Origin of the sequence: Colwellia hornerae (assembly GCF_007954355.1) — a bacterium.
GTDB lineage: Bacteria > Pseudomonadota > Gammaproteobacteria > Enterobacterales > Alteromonadaceae > Colwellia_A > Colwellia_A hornerae.
In genome coordinates this window covers 94,367-118,332 of record NZ_VOLR01000013.1, presented here as the reverse complement: position 1 = coordinate 118,332, position 23,966 = coordinate 94,367, and the positions used below count along the sequence as shown (strand labels likewise).

General features: G+C 39.3%; 22 protein-coding genes. 4 read left to right on the top strand and 18 right to left on the bottom strand.

Annotated elements, in window-relative coordinates:
• Positions 1 to 11: 11 nt before the first annotated feature.
• From secG to rlmE, 6 genes are all read right to left on the bottom strand, one after another.
• Entirely contained in the window at positions 12 to 407 is a 396-nt protein-coding gene (gene secG, locus ESZ26_RS10945) for a preprotein translocase subunit SecG (RefSeq protein WP_190278400.1), read from the bottom strand.
• A 4-nt stretch (positions 408 to 411) separates the two neighbouring features.
• On the bottom strand, positions 412 to 1,182 hold the full coding sequence (gene tpiA, locus ESZ26_RS10940) for a triose-phosphate isomerase (RefSeq protein ID WP_146799657.1): 771 nt from the start codon (positions 1,180 to 1,182) through the stop codon (positions 412 to 414).
• Positions 1,183 to 1,297: 115 nt separating this feature from the next.
• Positions 1,298 to 2,635 (bottom strand): phosphoglucosamine mutase, encoded by a 1,338-nt coding sequence (gene glmM / locus ESZ26_RS10935; RefSeq protein WP_146799656.1) that lies wholly within the window; start codon positions 2,633 to 2,635, stop codon positions 1,298 to 1,300.
• A gap of 46 nt (positions 2,636 to 2,681) precedes the next feature.
• Positions 2,682 to 3,464, bottom strand: coding sequence for a dihydropteroate synthase (folP, locus tag ESZ26_RS10930; RefSeq protein ID WP_146799678.1), 783 nt, complete (start codon positions 3,462 to 3,464; stop codon positions 2,682 to 2,684).
• A 181-nt stretch (positions 3,465 to 3,645) separates the two neighbouring features.
• The gene (gene ftsH / locus ESZ26_RS10925; protein WP_146799655.1) at positions 3,646 to 5,607 is read right to left on the bottom strand and encodes an ATP-dependent zinc metalloprotease FtsH; all 1,962 of its coding nucleotides are present in this window, start codon (positions 5,605 to 5,607) and stop codon (positions 3,646 to 3,648) included.
• Between the two features lie 130 nt (positions 5,608 to 5,737).
• Positions 5,738 to 6,364 (bottom strand): 23S rRNA (uridine(2552)-2'-O)-methyltransferase RlmE, encoded by a 627-nt coding sequence (gene rlmE / locus ESZ26_RS10920; RefSeq protein WP_146799654.1) that lies wholly within the window; start codon positions 6,362 to 6,364, stop codon positions 5,738 to 5,740.
• A gap of 117 nt (positions 6,365 to 6,481) precedes the next feature.
• Between rlmE and yhbY the strand changes: the two genes are divergently transcribed.
• Positions 6,482 to 6,778: a ribosome assembly RNA-binding protein YhbY gene (yhbY, locus tag ESZ26_RS10915; RefSeq protein WP_070373826.1), complete on the top strand. Its 297-nt coding sequence runs from the start codon at positions 6,482 to 6,484 to the stop codon at positions 6,776 to 6,778.
• Positions 6,779 to 6,958: 180 nt separating this feature from the next.
• Positions 6,959 to 7,312 (top strand): rhodanese-like domain-containing protein, encoded by a 354-nt coding sequence (locus ESZ26_RS10910; RefSeq protein ID WP_146799653.1) that lies wholly within the window; start codon positions 6,959 to 6,961, stop codon positions 7,310 to 7,312.
• A 94-nt stretch (positions 7,313 to 7,406) separates the two neighbouring features.
• Here ESZ26_RS10910 and ESZ26_RS10905 read toward each other — a convergent pair whose 3' ends face one another.
• The 12 genes from ESZ26_RS10905 to ESZ26_RS10850 all read right to left on the bottom strand — a co-directional run bounded on the left by ESZ26_RS10905 (position 7,407) and on the right by ESZ26_RS10850 (position 22,025).
• Positions 7,407 to 7,712: a ComEA family DNA-binding protein gene (locus tag ESZ26_RS10905; RefSeq protein WP_146799652.1), complete on the bottom strand. Its 306-nt coding sequence runs from the start codon at positions 7,710 to 7,712 to the stop codon at positions 7,407 to 7,409.
• A 143-nt stretch (positions 7,713 to 7,855) separates the two neighbouring features.
• Positions 7,856 to 8,551 carry an orotidine-5'-phosphate decarboxylase gene (gene pyrF / locus ESZ26_RS10900; RefSeq protein WP_146799651.1) on the bottom strand — a complete coding sequence of 232 codons (696 nt, stop codon included), beginning with the start codon at positions 8,549 to 8,551 and terminating at the stop codon, positions 7,856 to 7,858.
• A 156-nt stretch (positions 8,552 to 8,707) separates the two neighbouring features.
• Entirely contained in the window at positions 8,708 to 9,877 is a 1,170-nt protein-coding gene (lapB, locus tag ESZ26_RS10895) for a lipopolysaccharide assembly protein LapB (protein WP_146799650.1), read from the bottom strand.
• Between the two features lie 5 nt (positions 9,878 to 9,882).
• Entirely contained in the window at positions 9,883 to 10,125 is a 243-nt protein-coding gene (locus ESZ26_RS10890; RefSeq protein ID WP_146799649.1) for a lipopolysaccharide assembly protein LapA domain-containing protein, read from the bottom strand.
• A gap of 80 nt (positions 10,126 to 10,205) precedes the next feature.
• Entirely contained in the window at positions 10,206 to 10,493 is a 288-nt protein-coding gene (gene ihfB, locus ESZ26_RS10885; protein WP_070373831.1) for an integration host factor subunit beta, read from the bottom strand.
• A gap of 109 nt (positions 10,494 to 10,602) precedes the next feature.
• A complete protein-coding gene (gene rpsA, locus ESZ26_RS10880) occupies positions 10,603 to 12,264 on the bottom strand; it encodes a 30S ribosomal protein S1 (protein ID WP_070376968.1) in 1,662 nt (553 codons plus the stop codon).
• Between the two features lie 122 nt (positions 12,265 to 12,386).
• Entirely contained in the window at positions 12,387 to 13,067 is a 681-nt protein-coding gene (gene cmk / locus ESZ26_RS10875; RefSeq protein WP_146799648.1) for a (d)CMP kinase, read from the bottom strand.
• A gap of 46 nt (positions 13,068 to 13,113) precedes the next feature.
• Complete coding sequence (gene aroA, locus ESZ26_RS10870; RefSeq protein ID WP_146799647.1) at positions 13,114 to 14,457, bottom strand: 3-phosphoshikimate 1-carboxyvinyltransferase; 1,344 nt, start codon at positions 14,455 to 14,457, stop codon at positions 13,114 to 13,116.
• Positions 14,458 to 14,584: 127 nt separating this feature from the next.
• Complete coding sequence (serC, locus tag ESZ26_RS10865) at positions 14,585 to 15,676, bottom strand: 3-phosphoserine/phosphohydroxythreonine transaminase (RefSeq protein ID WP_146799646.1); 1,092 nt, start codon at positions 15,674 to 15,676, stop codon at positions 14,585 to 14,587.
• A 276-nt stretch (positions 15,677 to 15,952) separates the two neighbouring features.
• Positions 15,953 to 18,697: a DNA topoisomerase (ATP-hydrolyzing) subunit A gene (gene gyrA, locus ESZ26_RS10860; protein ID WP_146799645.1), complete on the bottom strand. Its 2,745-nt coding sequence runs from the start codon at positions 18,695 to 18,697 to the stop codon at positions 15,953 to 15,955.
• Positions 18,698 to 18,898: 201 nt separating this feature from the next.
• The gene (locus tag ESZ26_RS10855) at positions 18,899 to 19,453 is read right to left on the bottom strand and encodes an Mpo1 family 2-hydroxy fatty acid dioxygenase (RefSeq protein ID WP_146799644.1); all 555 of its coding nucleotides are present in this window, start codon (positions 19,451 to 19,453) and stop codon (positions 18,899 to 18,901) included.
• Positions 19,454 to 19,655: 202 nt separating this feature from the next.
• Positions 19,656 to 22,025, bottom strand: coding sequence for a S8 family serine peptidase (locus ESZ26_RS10850; RefSeq protein ID WP_146799643.1), 2,370 nt, complete (start codon positions 22,023 to 22,025; stop codon positions 19,656 to 19,658).
• 463 nt (positions 22,026 to 22,488) lie between these two features.
• Here ESZ26_RS10850 and ubiG point away from each other — a divergent pair, with 463 nt between their 5' ends.
• Positions 22,489 to 23,211: a bifunctional 2-polyprenyl-6-hydroxyphenol methylase/3-demethylubiquinol 3-O-methyltransferase UbiG gene (ubiG, locus tag ESZ26_RS10845; RefSeq protein ID WP_146799642.1), complete on the top strand. Its 723-nt coding sequence runs from the start codon at positions 22,489 to 22,491 to the stop codon at positions 23,209 to 23,211.
• A gap of 14 nt (positions 23,212 to 23,225) precedes the next feature.
• Complete coding sequence (locus ESZ26_RS10840; protein ID WP_223271617.1) at positions 23,226 to 23,888, top strand: HAD family hydrolase; 663 nt, start codon at positions 23,226 to 23,228, stop codon at positions 23,886 to 23,888.
• Positions 23,889 to 23,966: the final 78 nt, after the last annotated feature.

The following is a 23,966-nucleotide window of genomic DNA, read 5'->3' as shown; positions in this document are numbered from 1 at the left end:
TTTTTAAAACTTTACTTTGGAATGTCGTTATCACTCGCTTTTTTAGTCGCAGCAGGAATATCGCTATTCTCTGATGACTGACCTGGCTCTATACTCTCACTAGGGATTGATGCATCGCCTGGTATAGTTTGCTCTACAGGAGTGTTTAAGTTGTTCCACTCATCGGTAGATTTAATTCTGTTTGCTGTTAAGTTACCTAACACTAAGCTGATAACGAAGAACGCAATAGCTAACCATGTAGTCGCTTTCGTTAAAAAGTTACCTGAGCCACTTGAACCAAATATTGTTGCTGAAGAGCCAGCGCCAAAAGATGCGCCCATATCTGCGCCTTTACCTTGTTGGATTAGAACTAAACCAATTAAACAAATTGAAACAATTAAATAAGCGATAATTAACGTTTGATACAACATTTTAAGATCCTTTGGCTGACGAGCAAATTATTTTGAATTCGTCGACTTTTAAACTAGCACCACCGATAAGACCACCGTCAATATCAGTTTGTGCAAATAATTCTTCACAGTTCGCAGCATTTACGCTGCCACCGTATAATAATGGCACTTTATCCGCGACAATTTGATTAGCATTAGCTAAAAATTGACGAATAAATAAGTGTGTTGCTTGTGCCATTTCAGGTGATGCTGTTTTACCGGTACCAATAGCCCAAACAGGCTCGTAGGCAATAACAACATCAATAAATTTATCTATACCTATCTCATCAATTACTGGCTGTAATTGTGAAGCGAGTACTGTCTCAGTTTGTTCAGCAGTTCGTTCATCTTCACTTTCACCAATACATAATATAGGTGTTAAACCGGCATTCAATGTTGCTTTAACTTTATGAGCAACTTGTGTGCTTGTTTCTTTGTAAACGCTTCTACGTTCAGAATGCCCTACAATAACATAATTTACCGAAACTTCATTGAGCATATCTGTTGATATTTCACCAGTGTATGCTCCACTTTTATGCTCACTTACATTTTGAGCACCCAAATGGATGTTTGCTTGTAAACTTTCACTTTGGGCACAAACTGCAAATGCTGATAGAAAAGGAGCAGGCGGGCAAACGACAACGTCGACATTTTCAGCTAGCTTGACACTATTTAATGCTGAAATCATTTCTTTTATCAGCGACAAACTTCCATTCATTTTCCAGTTTGCAGCAACTATTGCTTGTCTTTTCATTTATCTTTCCTAATTAAAGCGGCGAGATATTAACTAACCTGCGAACAAGATACAAGTGTTTAACTTAATATCTTGTTCATTTGCTTATTATTCAACCGTCTGACGTCTATTTTTGTTAACAAGCGGCTTTAACAGCATCAGCAATTACATTTGCTAGCTCGGTAACTTCTGTTAATTCTGGTCCTTCAACCATAACGCGTATTAAAGGCTCGGTACCTGATTTACGTAATAAAACGCGACCACGTCCTGATAGTTGTTCATTAACTGTGTGCACAGCAGCGACGACATTCTGCGCCGTTAACGGGTCATTGTCACCAGTAAACCTAACATTAACTAGCACCTGCGGTAATTTAGTCATACCTTGGCGGAGTTCGTGCAAGGTTTTATCACCACTACAAACAGCGGTTAATACATTTAACGCAGCAATAATACCATCACCAGTAGAGGTGTTTTTTAAATTGATCACATGGCCAGAATTTTCAGCGCCCAACTGCCAACCTTTTTTGTTGAGCATTTCAGTAACATAACGATCGCCTACTTTGCTACGAGCAAAAGGTATACCCATATCCGCAAGTGCAATTTCAAGCCCCATATTACTCATCAGTGTACCAACAACACCACCACTGATAACGCCACTTTGTAAATCGTTTGCGGCTATAACGTAGACACATTCATCACCATCAAGTACATAACCGGTATGGTCAACCATCATCAAGCGGTCGCCATCACCATCTAGAGCTATACCTAAATCAGCCTGATGTTCAACAACAGCTTTACTGATAGCATCCATTGAGGTTGCACCACATTGGTCATTAATATTGGTACCATTGGGCGACGTGCCAATTTCAATAACTTGTGCACCTAATTCACGAAAGACGTTAGGTGCAATGTGATAAGTTGCACCGTGCGCGCAATCGACAACAATTTTAAAGTTTTTTAAGGAATATTGACTAGGAAAATTACTTTTACAAAACTCAATATAACGTCCCGCCGCGTCTTCAATTCGGGTCGCTTTACCTAATTTAGCCGATTCAACACAGCCCATTTCTTTATCTAATTGAGCTTCAATAGCCAGTTCGACATCATCGGGTAACTTCTCACCATTTTGTGAGAAAAACTTAATGCCGTTGTCATAAAATGGATTATGTGATGCACTAATAACGATACCCGCTTCAGCGCGAAAAGTTTTAGTGAGATAAGCAATCCCTGGCGTCGGCATTGGCCCCAATAAGCCAATATCTATACCCGCAGCAGAAAAACCAGCTTCTAGGGCTGACTCAAGCATGTAGCCTGAAATTCGAGTGTCTTTACCGATAAGTACTTTTTTCGTGCCCTGGGCGGCCAGCACGCGGCCAGCGGCATAACCTAATTTCATCACAAATTCAGCGGTGATTGGGTATTGTCCTACTAGGCCTCTTATGCCATCGGTTCCAAAATATCTTCTTTCTGACATTTTATTTGTCCTTTATATTTACTTTTTTAGTATATTTAATGATGAGTTATCTATTTATCTTGGTAGCTTGTAAAACTTTTAAGGCATCGACTGTTTCTTTTACATCGTGAACACGAATAATTCTTGCCCCTTGCTGAGCGGCTATAATGGCGGTTGCTAAACTACCCGCTAAGCGTTCATTAATCTCACGGTCAAGAAGATTACCGATCATCGACTTTCTCGACAAACCTGCCAATATCGGCAAATCTAGGCATTGAAATTTAGCCATATTCGCCAACAAACTATAATTTTGTTCTAACGATTTACCAAAGCCAAAGCCAGGGTCGACAATAAGTCGAGAAGTGTTAATACCTGCTTGTGTACAGGCTAAAATTCTTTGCTGAAAGAAAGTGGTAATGTCGTCAATTAAATTGTCGTAGTGCGGATCATACTGCATAGTTCGAGGTAAACCTTGCATATGCATTAAACAAATACCAACACTTTGATCTTGTGCTAATACCGGTAAACAACCTTCATTTTGCAGAGCTCGAACATCATTGATGATACCTGCCCCATAAGTGATGCCCTCAGACATTACCGTGGCTTTGCTGGTATCAATAGAGACAATGATATTAAAACGCGAATTAATGGCTTTTAATACCGGAATAACACGCGCTAACTCATCGTTAACAGAAACTTCTTTAGCGCCTGGGCGCGTTGATTCGCCCCCGATATCAATAATGGTGGCGCCATCGGCTATCATCTGTTCAGCTTGTCTTAATGCAGAGTCAATACGAGCGAATTGTCCGCCATCAGAAAATGAGTCAGGGGTTACATTTAAAATCCCCATCACCTGCGGGGTTTCAAGATTAAGGAAATGTGTACCGCAAGGTAGATTTTTCAACAAAACTAATGCTCTTTGTGATTATTCTGTGTAGAAATTTATTTTATAAAAATCAACTTACTGTTACTAAAGCAAATTAGTTTTTATAAAATAAAGCCTCGTTAATCGAGGCTATATTTAAAGGTTATTACTCAGCAGGAACGTCACTAGGTTTATCTAGATCTGGTGCTACTTCTTTTTTCTCAGCTTTATCTTCTTTAGTATCAGAAGAAGCGTCGTTATCAGCTTTAGGTGGCTTCTTTGAGTCAGAGTGATTATCCCACTCAGCCATTGGTGGACGAACTTCTCTGCGTTCCATCAAGTCATCGATTTGCCTAGCATCAATAGTTTCATAATGCATTAACGCATCTTTCATTGTCTCTAAAATATCACGGTTCTCGTTCAATATTTTTTCTGCACGTTGATAGTTACGGTCAACAAAGGCTTTGATTTCAATATCAATCGCTTGTGCAGTTTCGTCAGACATGTTCAACGATTTAGATGATGAACGACCTAAAAACACTTCACCTTCTTCTTCAGCAAATAACATTGGACCCAATTTTTGTGAGAAACCCCACTGAGTAACCATTTTACGAGCAAGTTGAGTAGCACGTTCAATATCGTTAGATGCACCGGTAGAAACTTTTTCAAAACCGTAAATCATTTCTTCAGCAATACGACCACCGTAAAGTGACGAAATATTACTTTCTAGATGCTGTTTACTATGACTAAACCTGTCTTGTTCTGGTAAATACATAGTGACACCTAAAGCGCGGCCACGAGGAATAATACTCACCTTGTAAACGGGGTCATGATCTGGCACTAAACGACCAACAATCGCGTGCCCTGCTTCATGATAAGCTGTCATGGCTTTTTCTTCTTCGCTCATAACCATCGAACGACGTTCAGCACCCATTAATATTTTGTCTTTCGCTTTTTCAAATTCATCCATCGATACAGTGCGGCGAGCCGAACGTGCAGCGAATAATGCGGCTTCATTAACTAAGTTAGCTAAATCTGCACCTGACATACCCGGTGTACCACGTGCAATAACTGATGCTTTAACATCGTCACCCAATGGTACTTTGCGCATATGCACTTTAAGAATTTGTTCGCGACCACGAATATCAGGTAGACCAACCGTTACTTGGCGGTCAAAACGACCAGGACGAAGTAGTGCTGGATCTAAAACGTCGGGACGGTTAGTTGCGGCAATAACAATAACGCCTTCATTACCTTCAAAACCATCCATTTCAACCAACATTTGGTTAAGTGTTTGTTCACGTTCGTCGTGTCCGCCACCCATACCTGCGCCACGTTGGCGACCTACCGCATCGATTTCATCGATGAAGATGATACAAGGGGCTGATTTTTTAGCTTGCTCAAACATGTCACGCACACGAGATGCGCCAACACCAACAAACATTTCAACAAAGTCAGAACCTGAGATAGTGAAAAATGGTACTTTAGCTTCACCAGCAATAGCTTTTGCCAGTAAGGTTTTACCAGTACCCGGCTGTCCTACTAATAAGACACCTGAAGGAATACGGCCACCAAGCTTCTGGAATTTAGTCGGCTCTTTTAAATAATCAACAAGCTCAGATACTTCTTCTTTTGCTTCATCGCAACCAGCGACATCGGCAAAAGTTGTTTTTATCTGATCTTCACTTAAAAGTTTCGCTTTAGATTTACCAAAAGACATCGCCCCTTTTCCGCCACCGCCTTGCATCTGACGCATGAAGAATATCCACACACCTATCAGCAAAATCATTGGGAACCAAGAGATAAAAATAGTAGTTAGAAAGCTAGTTTCTTCTGGTAGTTCACCAGAAGCATTAACGCCTTGTTTAACTAAGTCGTTAATTAAATCACGATCGAAACCACCAGGAATAACAGTAACAAAGGCTTCACCACTACGTTTTGTGCCTTTGATAACACCATTACGATCAACATTTGCGTCACGAATCTGTCCTTGACGAACATCTTTAATGAAACGAGTGTAATCAACTTGTTGTTCAGTATTGGTGCTTGGAGTGAACCCTTGGAATACCGACATTAAAACAACCGCTATTACCAACCATAAAATAAGATTTTTTGCCATATCGCTCAACTTAATGACCTCTTGTACTTGAATGAACTTTTACTTAACCGTCAACTAGCACAGATAAACGGCTAGTTCTGAAATCAACCTAAACCTTTAAGCTGATGTGTCGTAATTTACTATAATTTAACGCTCGGAGCTATTTAAATCCGGTAGCAACCAAATATACTTCGCGTGACCGTGCACGTGACGAATCTGGTTTACGGCTTTTTACTGTTTTGAATGCTCCTCTTAAGTCTTGCATAAACTGCTCAAATCCTGCCCCTTGGAAGACTTTAACAACAAATGCGCCATTTTTCTTTAATACCTGATTACACATGTCTAATGCTAACTCAACAAGATACATACTTCTTGCGGCATCGGCACCATCATTACCGGTAAAATTAGCGGCCATGTCAGACATAACAACATCAATATCTTTACCGCCAATACGGGTTAGCAATGCATTAAGTACCGGTTCTTCTCTAAAGTCGCCTTGTAAAAAGTCAACACCAGCAATAGGGTCCATTGCCAGGATGTCACAAGCAATAATTTGCCCACTAGCTCCAACAGCTTTAACCCCATACTCTGACCAACCTCCCGGTGCAGCACCTAAGTCGACTACTTTCATGCCTTTTTTAATTAGCTTATCTTTAGCGTTTATTTCTTCAATTTTAAAATATGCTCTAGAACGAACACCCAGTTTCTGAGCTTTTTTTACATACTCATCATCAAAGTGTTCTTGCATCCAACGGGTACTACTATTGCTTAATTTTTTTTTACTCATTAATTTAACTTAATTAATTTGTTAATAATGCAAAACGATTTAACGTTTTATTAGTATTACAGAGTAGATGGAGGTAAAATAGTATTAATTCAAGCTAACTTGTAACGAAAATTGTTAATGAGCCTAAATAAAAAACAAATACAGTATTTAAAAGGTCTTGCACACCCATTGAAACCAGTGGTTTTATTGGGTAACAACGGCTTAACAGAGGCAGTAGTTGCCGAAATTGATTATTCATTAAATCATCATGAATTAATCAAAATTAAAATCCCAACTGATGATCGTGACAGTAAAGCATTAATTGTTGAAGCTATTTGCCGTGAAACAGCGTCAATAAAAGTTCAAGTAATTGGTAAAACATTAATTATTTACCGTCAGTCACCAGAAAAGAAAATAAGAATTCCAAAAATTTAATTTTTTTACATTCTTATCTAAAAGAGCTTCGGCTCTTTTTTTATGTCTAAAATTTATGACACCCCCGACTGACATTTAAATGTTACATTATTGACACCTACATTAGAACAATCTAATATAATTATTAACAGAAAAATAATAATGACACTTTTTAGTCATTAAATATTAAGGCCTATTTAAATGTTAAAAACGATACCAACACTGATAGCTGAAATTAGAAAAAATATTCAAACTACATCGGCTCAAGCTGCTTATCTATTTGCACAAACAGAAAAAAGCTTATTTATTGATGTGCGTGAAGCACAAGAAGTCGCATCAAGCCCAGTGGTGAACTCAGTTAATATTCCACGTGGTGTTTTAGAGATGAATATTGCTAACTGCACTTCGGATGAAAACCAGCGCATATATCTTCATTGTGCAACCGGTGGTCGTGCAAGTCTTGCTGCTGAACAATTAATCCGTTTAGGTTATAAAAATGTTTGGGCTATTATATGTCAGCATAATGATGTTTGTTCTGCACAAGAAAAAAATTAGCCACACAGCAATAATCATAATTTTTACCCGTAAGTAAAATTGAAAAGGCTAGATAACTTGGTTATCTAGCCTTTTTTGTGTTCTTAAATGATAACTATATCGTCAATTTTGATTTATTTAATGCCAAAATTTGCTCACCAATACCTGTAACATTCAACAAGTCTTCGACCGAGATAAACTTACCATTTTCATTTCGATATTTGACAATGGCTGCAGCTTTTTTCATGCCTATGCCTTTTAATAAAGATAAGGTCTTAATATCAGCATGGTTTATGTCAATACGCTCGTCAACTTGGTTAACATTGGCATTGGGATCATTACCACCCGCACTTTCAGCAAAGCTTAATGAAGCAAAAGTAAAGGTTAGGCAAACAAGTAAAATTTTTGAAAACTTAATCATGATTATATCCTTTTATTGTAAATTCCATTACGTCTCATCAAACAACAAATTGTTAATTTATTATTAATGGGACGTTAATAGGTTTAGGATAAAATCTTAACATTGTCAATTTACAGCGCTTATTAATATTATTTTGATTGACGTTAATTAAGCGATAAATTAATCGATTGCAAAACTTGCTGCGGGTTTTCAGCTTGAGTAATAGGTCTGCCAATCACTAAATAATCGACGCCAACAGCTATGGCCTGCTCTGGTGTCATGATGCGTTTTTGATCATCACTGGCAGCACCCACGGGTCTAATACCTGGCGTGATAAGTTTAAAGTCTTTACCTAAGGATTTTTTCAGGCTTTGCGCTTCCTGTGCTGAACAAACAACACCATCGAGGCCAGCTTCTTTGGTTAACCTTGCTAGTAACATCACCTGCTCGGCAGGCGTTCGAGTAATACCTAAGCCCAGTAAATCGTCTTCACTCATACTGGTTAAAACAGTAACGGCAATAAGTAACGGGGCTTTATCTCCATACTTTTCTAATGCTTGTTTAGCCTTAACCATCATCTCACGCCCCCCACTCGCATGGACATTAACCATCCATACCCCCATTTCTGCAGCAGCGCTTACCGCTTTTGCTACGGTATTGGGAATATCATGAAACTTTAAATCTAAAAAAACATCAAAACCACGACGGGTTAACTCTTTAACAAATTCAGGCCCAAAATGAGTAAACATCTCTTTGCCCACTTTTAAGCGACAATCCTTTGGTTGAATCTTGTCAACAAATGCAAGTGCATCTGCTTTTTTATCAAAATCTAGGGCAACAACTACTTTTGCATCATTCATGCTAAATCCTCAATCCTCAATTCTTAATTCTTAATTCTTTGATAATATTCTCATTCGACGTTCTATGATTCTAAAGCAAAGAAAAAGCACGCTGCGAGTCTAGTCAGTGAGTACTTTAGCTACAGCTATTGAAATTTAGAACAAAGAAGTTGGATATTATTCGCCTTCTAGGCCACGCACTGGTTTCAATTGTTCCCAATCATGGCATGAAGGACACGCCCAATAATGCTTACTGCTATTAAAGCCACAGGTTCGACAACTGTACCTTGGTTTTAAATTTAAATAAGCGCCAATCAACTCTTTGATCATATCTAAATTTTCGGTGTTGTCATGCTCAGTAGAGTTAACCATTTGCATCTTAATAAAATGCTTAAATCCTTTAATGGTCGGACGCTTTTTCAAGGCAAGTAGAATAAACTCTTTCGCTTTTTCGTTGCCATATTTAGCTTCAAGATGACTTAAATATTTTATTAGCGCGCTCGAACCACCGGTTTCATCGTAAACTTTTCTAATAAATTTAAAGTACTCATCGTCAGCATCTAACTGATGATAACAATTTTGCATTTCATCAATAACGTCAGGGAAGAATTCTTTATCTTGCTGATAGATATCTTGATAGCATCGGCAAGCTTCATTGTACTGCTGATGCTTTTCATAAATTTGAGCTAATAACCAATTAGCACGACAAGAATTAGCATCATAAATTAATGCCAACTCTAATAACTCGATGACTTCAATAAAGTTATCTTCTGCCAAGGCTGTTGTCGCTAATTCACAATAAAAATTAGCTAAGTTATGAAGAAGTTTTTTATCTTTAGTTTTAACAATGGCCTTTTTATGACTGATGCCTTTCGACCAATCTTTAGTAGACTGGTAAATTCGCATTAAATAATCAAGGGATTTTAAGCCATAGTGTTTTGATTTAAGGAGTTTTTCAAACATGGTTTCAGCGCGATCGTATAAGCCGGCACTGAAAAAATCTTTACCTAGCTCATAAGCGGCTTGTTGCTTGTCTTTGGCCGGTAAATGTTTTTGTCTGACTAAGTGCTCATGCACTTTTAAAGCGCGGTCGAGCTCACCACGGCGACGAAATAAATTGGCCATGGCAAAATGTGCTTCTACGGTATCGTCTTCAACTTTAAGCGCTTCGAGTAAATAGTCGATAGCTTTATCTTGTTGATTTGATAACAGGTAGTTTAAACCTGTTGAATATTTTATCGATAAAGCTTGTTTAGCTGAATGATCATTTTGCTTAACACTATTACGGCCCATGAACCAGCCATAGCCCATTGCAACAGGGAGTAATAAGAACAATAGTTCTAACATATAATTTACACTGATTCTTTAGAGGATGACTTTTTAGGTTTTATCATTCGAACAAACTTCCATAATAGGCAGAAGAGTAAGCCGAGTAGAAAGCCTAAAGTGGTAAATAAACTTACCGCCGCGGCAACTGATAATTCGGTTCGGGCGATGAGATAATTCAACGTTAAGGTCTGCTCATTTTGACTACCAAAAATAAAAGCGATGACTAATAAGCTAAAAAGTAAAAACGCTGTAATATAAATACGCAAAATAAGTTACCTATGATGAAAATTAAGTTAAAAAAAACGGCATACCATTATAGCATGCCGTTTTATTGATAATTTATCAATTACGCTATTGAAAGATTTACTCTTTCACGTAACTCTTTTCCAGGTTTAAAATGAGGAACGTATTTACCTGCCAACTCAACGGATTCGCCAGTTTTAGGGTTACGTCCAACACGAGGAGCACGAAAATGTAATGAAAAACTACCAAAACCACGAATTTCAATACGCTCACCTTTTGATAAGGTTTGTGCCATCATTTCTAAGATTTCTTTAATAGATTGTTCAACATCTCTCGCTGATAAATGACTTAATTTATCGGCTAATCTTTCAATAAGTTCAGATTTGGTCATTTGACCTCCTGTGTTCACTAGTTTGAAGTTAATAGTACCTTCTCGCCAATGGATTTTAAACGAAGAGAAGTGTTATATTTCAAACACTTCTCACCTTCAAGTGTCTAAATTAGTTTTTAGCGTTTTTAAACGCTGCAGCCATTGCACTTAAACCAGTTTCTTCAACTTGGTTTAGGTTATCCATAGCTTCACGTTCTTCTGCTTGGTCTTTAGCTTTGATTGATAAGCTAATAGCACGGTTCTTACGATCCACACCCATAAACTTAGTTTCAACACTATCACCAACAGATAATTCAGTTGACGCATCTTCGATACGCTCACTAGAAATATCAGATACGCGTAGGTATCCTTCAACGCCTTCGGCTAATTCAATTTTAGCGCCTTTAGCATCTACTTCGATAACCTTACCTGTAACAATAGCACCTTTCTTAGTATCTGCAAGGTACTGATTAAACGGATCATCTTCAGTTTGCTTAACACCTAAAGAAATACGTTCGCGCTCAGGGTCAACTTGTAATACTACAGCTGATATTTCATCACCTTTCTTGTATTCACGAACAGCTTCTTCGCCGCCAGCCCATGAAATATCAGATAAGTGAACAAGACCATCAATGCCGCCGTCAAGACCAATAAAGATACCAAAGTCAGTAATTGACTTGATCTTACCAGATACTTTGTCGCCTTTGTTGAAGTTCTTAGCGAACTCTTCCCAAGGGTTAGCAATACACTGTTTAAGGCCTAAAGAAATACGACGACGTTCTTCGTCAATTTCTAATACCATAACTTCAACCGTGTCACCTAAGTTAACAACTTTAGATGGGTGGATGTTTTTGTTAGTCCAATCCATTTCAGAAACGTGAACTAAACCTTCAACGCCTTCTTGGATTTCAACAAAACAACCGTAGTCAGTTAAGTTAGTTACACGACCAGTAAGTTTAGCGCCTTCAGGGTAACGCTTAGCAATTGCTACCCATGGATCTTCACCTAACTGCTTCATGCCTAGAGATACACGAGTGCGCTCACGGTCAAATTTCAATACTTTAACTTGTATTTCGTCACCAACATTTACGATTTCACTTGGGTGCTTAACACGCTTCCAAGCCATATCTGTAATGTGTAGTAAGCCGTCAATGCCGCCTAAGTCTACGAATGCGCCGTAGTCAGTAAGGTTCTTAACGATACCTTTAACTTCTAGGCCTTCTGCTAATGACTCTAACAATGCATCACGTTCTACGCTGCTTTCAGATTCGATAACGGCACGACGAGAAACAACAACGTTATTACGCTTTTGATCAAGCTTAATAACTTTAAATTCTAATTCTTTGCCTTCAAGGTGAGTTGTATCGCGAATTGGGCGAACATCTACTAATGAACCCGGTAAGAAAGCACGAATATCGCTAACTTCAACCGTGAAACCACCTTTAACTTTACCGTTGATAACACCGATAACAGTTTCTTTTTCTTCATATGCTTTTTCAAGCACTTGCCACGCTTCATGACGTTTAGCGTCATCACGTGAAAGAATAGTTTCACCAAAACCGTCATCTGTAGCTTTAAGAGATACGTCAACTTCATCGCCAACGCTTACATCAACTTCACCAGCGTTGTTTTTAAACTGGTTGATGTCAATAACACTTTCAGATTTAAGGCCAGCATCAACGATAACATTGTCTTTAGTAATAGCGACAATCGTACCTTTGATAATTGAACCAGGGCGTGTTTCGATTTCTTTTAAACTTTCTTCAAATAGTTGTGCGAAATTTTCAGTCATAACTTGCATATAAACTCAGTTATTAATCCAGTCAACATCAATGTTTCATGGGGTTATTAAATAGTGCCCAGTGCATCCATACAGTAGGCTATAGGTTGATTTTTGAAGCTATATAGCTTCGTTTACGCTAATTTGCCATTGGCAAACGTTAAAATTTTAGCAACCACTTCATCAATAGAAAGGTCAGTAGAATCAACAATTAACGCACCTTCTGCTGGGATAAGTGGAGCGACCGTACGGGTCTGATCTCGCTCATCTCGCTGACGTATGTCATCCAAAAGGCGCCCGATTTTAACATCAAAACCTTTCTCTTTCAACTGATTAAATCGACGTTGTGCACGTTCTTCTGCAGAAGCGGTTAAAAATACTTTAACCGGCGCGTTGCTAAAAACGATTGTGCCCATGTCTCTGCCATCAGCGACAAGCCCTGGAGCGACTTTAAAAGCACGTTGGCGACGTAAAAGCGCTTCACGCACTCGAGGGAAAGCGGCTATTTTAGAAGCAATAGCACCAACTTCTTCGGTGCGTATGCTATTACTAACATCTTCGCCTTCTAAAATAACTTTTCCTTCACCTTGACTGGTTATTTCAAATTGCACGTCTAAATGAGCAGCAATGGGGATCAAGGATTCTTCATCTTCGATAGTTAAATGATGATGCAGTGTTGCCACTGCAAGCACACGATAAATAGCTCCGCTGTCAAGTAAGTGCCAGCCAAGTTGCTCTGCAACTAAACGTGCGGCTGTGCCCTTACCTGCTCCACTAGGTCCATCTATAGTTATTACCGGTATTTGTTCAATCATATTTTTATCTACACTAAAGCCAGTTAAATTAAGTCAGAAACCTAATTTAGCTTTGATTGAGTGTTAGTCCCACTTGGTTTGCTAAGGTGACAAAATTAGGGAACGAAGTCGCTACGTTGTCACACTCTAAAATTTGAATTTCGCCAGTAGCTCTTAATGAACTAATCGCAAAAGACATGGCAATACGGTGGTCATCATGACTATGAATAGTCCCTGATGTTAATTGCCCACCAACAATATCTATACCGTCGTCAAAAACGGTACAATTAATATCTAATTCTTTTAAGCCATCAGCCATTGCTTGAATACGATCGCTTTCTTTCACTCTTAATTCTTCTGCGCCACGTAAACGTGTTGTTCCTTTAGCACAAGCCGCAGCAATAAATATCGCTGGAAACTCATCAATGGCAAGCGGTACATCGCGTTCGTTAATATCAATACCTTTCAATGGTGATGACTTAACCACAACATCGGCAACGGGCTCTCCACCCGCCATGCGTTCGTTGATGATGCTTAAATCGCCATTCATCTGCTGTAAAATATTAATAGCGCCAATACGCGTCGGGTTCATACCGACATTACGAATAGTCAGCTGACCTTCTTTAGCAATCAAACCCGCAACCATAAAAAATGTTGCTGATGAAATATCGCCCGGTACTTGAATATCGCAAGCCGTTAATTGATGGCCGCCTTCAATAGAAACCTTTTTACCCTTTGAGGTATCTTCAACCTTCACCGGATAACCAAAAGCGGTCAACATGCGTTCAGTGTGATCGCGTGTAATACCGGGTTCGGTTACCGAGGTAACGCCGTCGGCATAAATGCCGGCAAGTAACACACAAGACTTCACTTGTGCACTGGCCATTGGTAAGTCGTAATGAATCGCGGTTAAGGTTTGACCTTCATCAATACCTTGTGAAATAACTGGTGGTGTACCGTTTTCGGCCGCGGAGATATTTGCCCCCATTAATTTTAATGGCTCGACAACACGTGCCATAGGACGTTTATTTAAAGAACTGTCACCAGCCATTTGCCAAGCAAAATTTTGTCCGGCGAGTAATCCCGACATTAATCGGATAGTTGTCCCTGAATTACCAATATTTAAAGCTTCTTGAGGCGCAGTTAAACCACGCAAACCTTTACCATGTATAACAACATTTTGTTGCTCGTCAGGACCTTCTATTTTTATGCCCATCGCTTTAAACGCATTCATTGTCGCTAAACAATCATCTCCCGGTAAAAAACCAGAAACATGCGTGGTGCCCTCGGCTAAAGAGCCAAACATAATAGAGCGATGCGAACATGACTTGTCACCCGGTACAATGATATCTCCGGATACTTTTCCGGCAAGGCCTGTGGTGATAGTTAATGTTTTATTTACTTGAGACATTTTTTTTCCATTAAATTAATATTGTTTTATGGTAATTTCCAATCACTATTACTAAATATAATTATTCATGTTGATTGTCGCACTATAAACAAGCGATGAAACAAACATAAAGTGATTGCTTTACCTGTTATGACTTGCTGTTTTTAGCGGAAAATTCTTTCATAAAAGCAACTAATGCCGTTATACCCGCTAACGGCATCGCATTATAAATGCTAGCACGCATACCACCGACCATGCGATGACCCTGCAAAGCCATTAGACCTTGTGCCTCAGCTTGTTTTAAAAACTCATCATTGAAGCTATCATCGGTTAACCAAAAGGGCACATTCATTAGACTACGATACTTTGCTTCTATATGATTTTTATAAAACGCGCTTTCATCAATATAACCATATAAAAGTTCAGCTTTTTGTTTGTTTATCTTTGAGATTTCTTTAACACCGCCGCGCTCTTTTAACCATTCAAACACTAAGCCGGCTAAGTACCACGCATAAGTTGGTGGCGTATTATACATTGAATCACTCTTAGCTAAAACCTGATAATTCATAATTGCTGGAGTTGTTAATTGAGCATTACCTAATAAATCATTGCGAACAATAACGATGGTTAGGCCCGATGGGCCAATATTCTTTTGTGCTCCCGCATAAATAAGTCCAAATTTTGCCACATCTATTTCGCGAGACAAAATAGTCGATGACATATCAGCAACCAGCGGTACCCCATGAGTTTCTGGGATATCAAAAATTTCAATACCATCGACTGTTTCATTAGGACAATAATGAACAAAAGCAGCATTTGGGTTCAAGCGCCATTCTTCACTAGGTAATACCTGTATTTGACCGTTAACTTTATCTGTAACATCAATAGCGTTAACTTGACCATAGTGTTCAGCTTCTATTGCTGCTAATTTCGACCAAGAGCCAGAAATAATATAATCAGCTGATTTACCCGCAGGTAAAAAGTTAAGTGGTACAGCAGAAAATTGACCACGGCCGCCGCCATGGCAAAACAAAACACTGTAATTTTCTGGTATTGCCATTAAATCGCGTAAATCAGCTTCGGCTTTTGCCGCTACTACCAAAAATTCTTTACTGCGATGGCTTAATTCCATCACTGAACTACCCGTATCTTGCCAGTTAACAAATTCAGCTTGTGCTTTTTTCATTACCTCGACAGGTAACATCGCAGGACCGGCACAAAAGTTAAATACTTGAGACATATAACACAACACCTTCTATAAAGTTTTAAATACGTTTGTCGATGCACTTGGTCAAACTGTTTTAATTATTTTTATTGGTAACATCAATTTGGTCAGCATTCTCTTTAGTAAAATAAGAACGCTCATCAAATGGAAATAGACTTATGTGTTTGCTTAATAACGTTCTTCCTGAACATCGTCACTCTTTCACAGCCATGTGAACGTGACATACCGTTCTTCCTGAACATAAAAAGGGCGGTGATTAGCCGCCCTTTAAACTTAGTTTACTAGCGGTAACTATTCGTTATCACTGTCAATGAGTTGTTCTTCATCACTGTCATCTTCTGGCGGTACCTCGGTTGAAGTACTATCAGCTGTTGTTCCTTCTATTTCTGCTGATGCATCGGTTAACTGTTCAGCAGCGCCCTCTTCACCTTCAGGAATATCCTCTTCAGCTATTTCATCAATGCGTTGCAATGCTACAACATGTTCACCTTCAACGGTTCTAATAATACGAACACCTTGAGTATTACGGCCAATAACACTGACTTCATTAACACGGGTACGAACTAGAGTACCGTTGTCAGTGATAATCATTATTTCATCTAAATCTTCAACCTGTACAGCGCCAACTACTGGGCCATTTCGGTCACTGACTTTGATAGAAACAACGCCTTTAGTTGCACGACTCTTCGCTGGGTATTCAGTTAACGCAGTACGTTTACCAAAGCCATTTTCGGTTATCGTTAATATTGGCCCGTCATTAACTGGCACAATCAGTGATACAACTTTTTGATCACCTTCTAACTTAATACCACGAACACCAGTACCCGTTCGGCCGATAGGTTTTAATGCCCAACGTTCTTCACCTGTTTCAGCGTCTAACTTGATTGCACCGGTTTCACTGTCACGAAGTTTTTCGTTAAAACGAACAACTTTACCCGCATCCGAGAACAACATAATATCATTGTAACCGTCAGTAATAGCAACACCAATTAAGGTGTCATCATCGCGTAAGTTAAGGGCAATAATACCGTTAGCACGTTGGTTTTTATAAGCGGTAAGTGCTGTTTTCTTGACAGTACCTGAAGCCGTAGCCATGATAATAAACTTGTCTTCTGCGTATTCACGAACCGGTAAGATTGCGGTAATACGTTCACCGGTATCAAGTGGTAAAATATTAACAATAGGTCGACCACGCGCAGTACGACTCGCTAATGGTAACTGGAATACTTTCAACCAGTAGAGTTTTCCGCGATCTGAAAAACACAAAATAGTATCGTGGGTATTAGCAATTAATAACCGTTCGATGAAATCTTCTTCTTTCATCTTAGTTGCTGCTTTACCTTTACCGCCACGACGCTGTGCTTGATAGTCGCTTAACACTTGATATTTAACATAACCTTCATGCGATAACGTAACCACAACATCTTCTTCTGTGATCAAGTCTTCCATCGATAAATCATGCGAAGCATTGGTAATTTCAGTACGACGTTCATCACCAAAATCATCACGGATAGTTTCTAATTCTTCACGAATAATTTCCATTAAACGTTCAGGCGAACCTAAAATATGTAATAACTCAGCAATAATATCGAGTAATGCTTTGTATTCAGATAAGATTTTTTCGTGTTCTAAGCCAGTCAATTTGTGCAAACGAAGATCTAATATCGCTTGTGCTTGTTGCATGGTTAAAAAGTATTGACCGTCTTGGATGCCGAAGCCTTCTTCAACCCATTCAGGACGTGCCGCATCATCACCAGCAGCACTGAGCATTTCAGCAACATTACCCAAGTCCCAACCACGGGCCAGCAATTTATCTTTTGCTTCGCTTGGCGTTGGTGAGTTTTTAATTAACTCGATAATCGGGTCAATATTCGCTAAAGCAATCGATAAACCTTCAAGTAAATGCGCGCGTTCACGCGCTTTACGTAATTCAAAGATAGTACGACGAGTGACGACTTCACGGCGATGAAGAATAAACTCTTCAAGCATTTCTTTGATATTGAATAACTTAGGTTGACCGTTTGTTAGCGCCACCATATTCAAACCAAAAGAAACCTGCATTTGGGTAAGTTTGTACAAGTTATTTAAAACAACTTCACCCACTTCACCGCGTTTGATTTCAATAACCATACGCATACCGTCTTTATCAGACTCATCGCGTAGTGCGGAGATACCTTCAAGGCGTTTTTCTTTTACCAGCTCGGCCATTTTTTCAATAAGACGCGCTTTGTTCACTTGATAAGGCAGTTCATGAACAACAATGGTTTCTTTACCGGTTGTTTCATGCACTTCGATATCAGCACGGGCGCGAATTTTAATTTTGCCACGACCCGTACGGTAAGCTTCTTCAATACCGGCACGGCCACTGATAATGCCGGCTGTCGGAAAATCAGGACCCGGTATATGTTCCAAAATTTCTTCGAAGGTCAAATCACTATTTTCAATCAGTGCTAAACAACCGTTTATCACTTCTGTTAAATTGTGAGGTGGTATATTGGTTGCCATACCCACCGCGATACCTGATGTACCATTCACTAATAAATTAGGAATACGCGTTGGCATAACAACGGGTATATGTTCAGTACCGTCATAGTTAGGTACAAAATCTACCGTTTCTTTATCAAGATCGGCCAAAATAGAATGTGCTATTTTTGACATTCTGATTTCGGTATAACGCATTGCTGCTGCAGAATCACCGTCCACTGAACCAAAGTTACCTTGGCCATCTACTAGCATGTAGCGCAATGAAAATGGTTGCGCCATACGTACTATTGTATCGTAGACAGCAGTGTCACCATGTGGGTGGTATTTACCTATTACATCACCAACAACACGTGCTGATTTTTTGTAAGGTTTATTGAAGTCGTTACCGAGTACATTCATCGCGAATAATACGCGACGATGAACAGGTTTTAAGCCGTCTCGTACATCTGGTAATGCACGACCTACAATTACGCTCATGGCGTAATCTAGATAAGAATTTTTTAGCTCATCTTCAATATTGACGGGTACAACATTGTTTGACAAATCGGTCATAAGTCGATGGTATCCCTTAACTTAGCAAGAATTTTGAAAGTTTTTTCGAAATTATAATTATTAATTAACACAGCATACTAGCATAGTTTTAATGAGATGCCATACCGCTTTATCATCTAAGAAGTAGTTAAAATGGTAGTGTAGAAAGGTCATAAATAGCCAAGTGGTTATTTATTGTTCACCATTTTAACTGCACAGATATTATTGCGCTTTTTGTTGTTCAAAAACACGGCGCTTTGCAACGGCTTTTTCGGTAATGGATTTATCCAAAATTTTACCAAGACCGAGTAAAAAGTAAATTTCAGCGATAACAAATAATGGCCCAATGAATAATTGATTAATATCATCGAGAAAAGCGGGTTTGGCTTTTTCATAATAGTGACCAATAAATTGGATAATCCAACCAATAACGAAAACACTGATGGCGATTATAATATGGTGTTCCATGTTAACAACTTCATGAACACTCCACATTAACGGCCCGAACAAAATAAACGCGAATAGTGCCAGCGGCACTGATAACAATAAGTAATAAAACAGTACAGTAACCGACAATATAGCCGCTAAAGTAAAGTTGACTTGTTCAACGCCCAAGTAATTATTAATAAATAACGCATCTATTTCAAAGGACACACTGGCCAGCAATAAGGCAATAGACCAAATAATCATTGGCACACCGATAAAGTGGCTATTAATATTTTTTCTATTTAAATGGACACTTTTATAAGTGGATAGTTGTTCTACTACAGATTTCATCATGACCTCTTAGAATTTATCTCATCGTACTTGTTAAGCAATAATTTATCGCTATAGCTGCTCAACATCAAGATGCAATTGCATCGTATTTTACGTCAAGTCGCTATATTGTTCTATGTATTCAGTAGCCAATAACAAAAACCCTGCCGAAGCAGGGTTTTATTTATCAACATAAAGTGAACGGGTTGCCCCTTTCTTTAGGTTATTTGGGCGTAGCTTGTAGATTTAAGGTTACGCCTGAAGCTGCTGAGTAGCCATAGATGTCAACATACCATACGCCTGTAGCTGGGTCGGTAAAGTTACACGTTTCATTGTTGCCATTTTTATAAGGACGACAATCATAAGCAGACGTTGTTGACTGTTTACCCTGGGTTACATATAAATCTGCATCACCAGAACCGCCAGAAAGTGTTACCGTTAAATCCGCATAACCATCGGCTAAGTCAAGGGTATAACGCTTCCATGATCTTCTGGCAACACTAACGTTATCCACTGTGGTATCAATCGGATTAACCGTTATGCCACCACCCGTAGAAGGTTCAGTATAACTACCTGTTAAACTAACACCGGAAAAATCACTATAGGCTTTAACTCTCACGTAGTAAGTGCCGCCTTCTTGCGTACTTGCACATGATTCAACATTACCTGATTTATAAGGACGACAATCGTAAACACTGTCGGTTGGCTCAGCGCCAAACTTCACATATAAATCGGCATCACCGCTACCACCTGTCATAGTAAAATTAATCTCTGTTGCGCCAGCAGGTACTTCCATAGTAAAGACTAAATCATTACCCGTTGCAGCTGTTAGCTCAGTTTTAACCTGACCATTTTCAAGGACAGTATCAGGTGTTGTACCGCCACCGCCGCCAGTGTCACCACCAGAGCCATCACAACCATTAGTGGTAATGTAATCAATCGCATCTTTAGTTTGAGCTAAACCGTAACCAAATTTAACATCGCGACCTGCCGCACCTAGATCTTGTGCACTGCTATTTAATACGTTACGAATTTCAACGTTAGTACAGCTCGGGTGATGACTCCACACCAAGGCAGCAACACCAGCAACATGAGGAGATGCCATTGAAGTACCGCTCATTTTACCGTAATTACCCGCGCCAATATTTATACTGGCGCTTAAGCCAGTATTATTTTTCATCGCGGCGCCATCTGTATCAGATACAGTAACACTTGGGATAGAAGTTGCGTTTGCGTCACCTAACGTGCCGCCAAAGCTTCCCGGTGCATTGTTATAAAGAATTGCGCCTACGCCTCCGCTGTCTTGACAAGCTTTAACTTTATCGTAAAACGAAATATTGCCACGTTGAATTAAACAAACACTACCCGCGGCGCCTGTATCTATGGATTCGCCCGTAGCAAAGTCATAGAGAGCACCCGTTGCTTGACCTTGGTTTTCCATCGCATTAGCGGTATAAGCCACATTAGCGACAGATACTTCAACCACTGAACCTAAACCTTCAGGGTAAGTAGAATAAACATCAACACCAGGGCCAGATATTTCTACCTGACTATTTTTTTGTGAAAAATCAGCTAAGGCTTTATTACTGTCAACTGCTGCAACTGACATCACTGCATCGTAAGAAGCCGGAAAGCTTTCGACATCGGTCGTTGCACTAGCAACACCATCATTACCGGCAGCAGCTATAAGTAAAACGCCTGCATCGTAGGCCGCTTGAATACCATTTTGTTCGCTGGTACTTGAACCCGTACCACCTAAACTCATGTTAATAACATCTGCACCGTTACTGACACAATCGTTAATAGCACTGACGAGTGTTGAGGAATATCCCCAGCCAGCTGCATTAAATACTTTTATGATGTGCAGGTTAGGATCAGTACCAATAACACCACGAACGCCAATACCATTATTAAGCGCGGCAATCGTTCCAGCTACGTGAGTACCATGTGGACCACCTTGATCGAACCAGTTGCCAGTACCACTATTGTTTGTTCCCGTTATTGTGCCACCTTGTGCTCCCATATCTTCATGTGGAAGGTCTAAACCTGAATCAATGATACATATTTTTTTACCACCAGCGTTCGCTGAAGCAATCATATCATCGACTTGATCGGCTTGAACCATGCCAATACCATAAGGAACCGTTTGTGCCATAAAGCGACGTGGTAGATCTTCTTCTACATATTCAACATTGTCATCCATCGCTAAATTCATCGCCTCTGATGAAGAAAGCTCAGCACTGATCATATTGATATCTGGGAATTCGGCTTTAACTTTAACACCCAATTTTTTTAATTTTTGCTTAACAGCGGCAAGACGAACGAAAGCGTTTTGGCTACCGATGAAACTGACGGCTTGATCACTGACTGCTTGATTACTCGCGGCTTGATTACTGGTTGCTTGGTTACTAGCTGTTTGCTTGTATTTGATAATAAAGCGTTTGGGTAAAGGTGAACTCGCCACTTCAGATAATACATTATCTGCGTTTTGCATGCCAAGCGGTTGTGCAGCGTAAAGTGCTGTCGATATTGATACCGACAATATGCTAGCAGTGGTCAATATTAATGATTTTTTTGTTATCTTATTCGACATCTATATTCCTACCTATTAAGTTAATTATAATTATTATTATTTTGCTGGGGGAATTTCAAATGAGAGTTATTCATCATTATCGAAGCAGCAATAACCATAACATTAAGGTTTTATATATTACAAGGATGTTATTTAAATGTTAAATATAAAAGACAAAAATAAAAGCGCGAATGGCTTATAAAACAATAACGTACGATAATAAATTTTATTTACTTTGCTTAACTTCAGTGAGAAATTGGTAAATCAAGGGGGGGGGTTAGCTGATAAAATCAGCAATGAGTCAGGTAATAGTTATTGAAAAAAATCTGAATATGCCCTGTTTTTTTCAATGTAGGGTTATTTGTAACAGCATATAACTTAACCGCTTTTGACTAGGATAACAAACTCAACGTTCAGTACTAGGCGAAGCATTTACTTTAGTTTAGAATTACTGACAATAATTGATTAAAATAATGAAAATGTAATGTCGACAACGAACAAGGCTAAAGCTGTTAACGTAAATGAAGAAGAAATCGCGAAATTTGAAAAAGTTGCCAGCCAGTGGTGGGACCTTGATGGTGATTTCAAACCATTACATCAAATAAACCCTATTCGCCGACAGTTTATTTGTCAGCATGTCGGCGACATTTTTGGTAAAAAAATTATTGATGTCGGTTGTGGTGGCGGTATTTTAGCGGAGAGTTTAGCCAAACTTGGCGGCGATGTTACCGGCATTGATCTTGGCGAAGAGCCATTGAATGTAGCGAGATTGCATGCGTTGGAGAGTGGTTTAACGGTTGATTATCAAAAAATTCCCGCCGAAGACAAAGCTAGCCTACAACCCGAAACATTTGACCTAGTCACTTGTATGGAAATGCTTGAACATGTCCCCGACCCCGCTTCAATTATAGAAGCTTGCGCTCAACTGGTAAAACCCGGTGGTTATGTTTTCTTTTCAACTTTAAACAAATCGATAAAGTCATATTTATTGGCTATTGTGGCCGCCGAAAAAGTCCTTAAAATAGTCCCAGATGGTACACACGACCATAACAGCTTTATTCGCCCGTCGACCTTAATTGGCTGGGCTGAATCATTTGATCTCAAATGCATTGACGCCGCTGGTATTCATTACAATCCATTAACAGAGAATCATAAACTTATCTCTTCACTTGATGTGAATTATATTCTTTGTTGTCAAAAAATTTAAATAAGGTCAGTACATTGATAAATAATAAAATTTCAGGGGTCTTATTTGATCTTGACGGCACCTTATTAGATACCGCCAATGATTTAGGTGCAGCACTTAACTACGTTTTACGAAAATATAACTTAGCGGAAGTGGCGCGTGAAACTTACCGTCCAATAGCATCTGATGGAGCATTAGGGCTATTAACGCTGGGTTTTGCCGATACTTTAAAAGCGTATGATTACGAACAGTTACGCGCAGAGTTTCTCGCTTATTACCAAGAAAATATTGCGGTACATACCTGTCTTTATCCTGGCGTAGCTCAATTGCTCTTGACCTTGGATGAACAGAATATTCCTTGGGGCATTGTAACGAATAAACCAGAAGGTTTAACACGACAATTATTACCTCATTATGCTGAGTTCGAAAAATGTTTATCACTGGTTGGTGGTGATACTTTCGCCAACCGAAAACCACACCCAGAGCCTATCCTCAAAGCTTGTGAAGAAATATCAATTCCAAGTGAGCAGTGTTTGTATGTCGGAGACGCTTTACGTGATATTGCAGCCGGCAATAGTGCCAAGGCAAGCACTGTTGTCGCAAAGTGGGGCTATATATTAGCCGGTGAAGATTGTAAAAGCTGGCAAGCTGACTATCACGCTGAAACACCATTAGAGGTTTTATCTTTCATCAGGTAGTGGTCTTTTTCAAAAAAATTACCGTTTGCAGCCCTAACTACGGCTAGGTTGTTACCAAGCGATAAAGCGCTAGGCGAT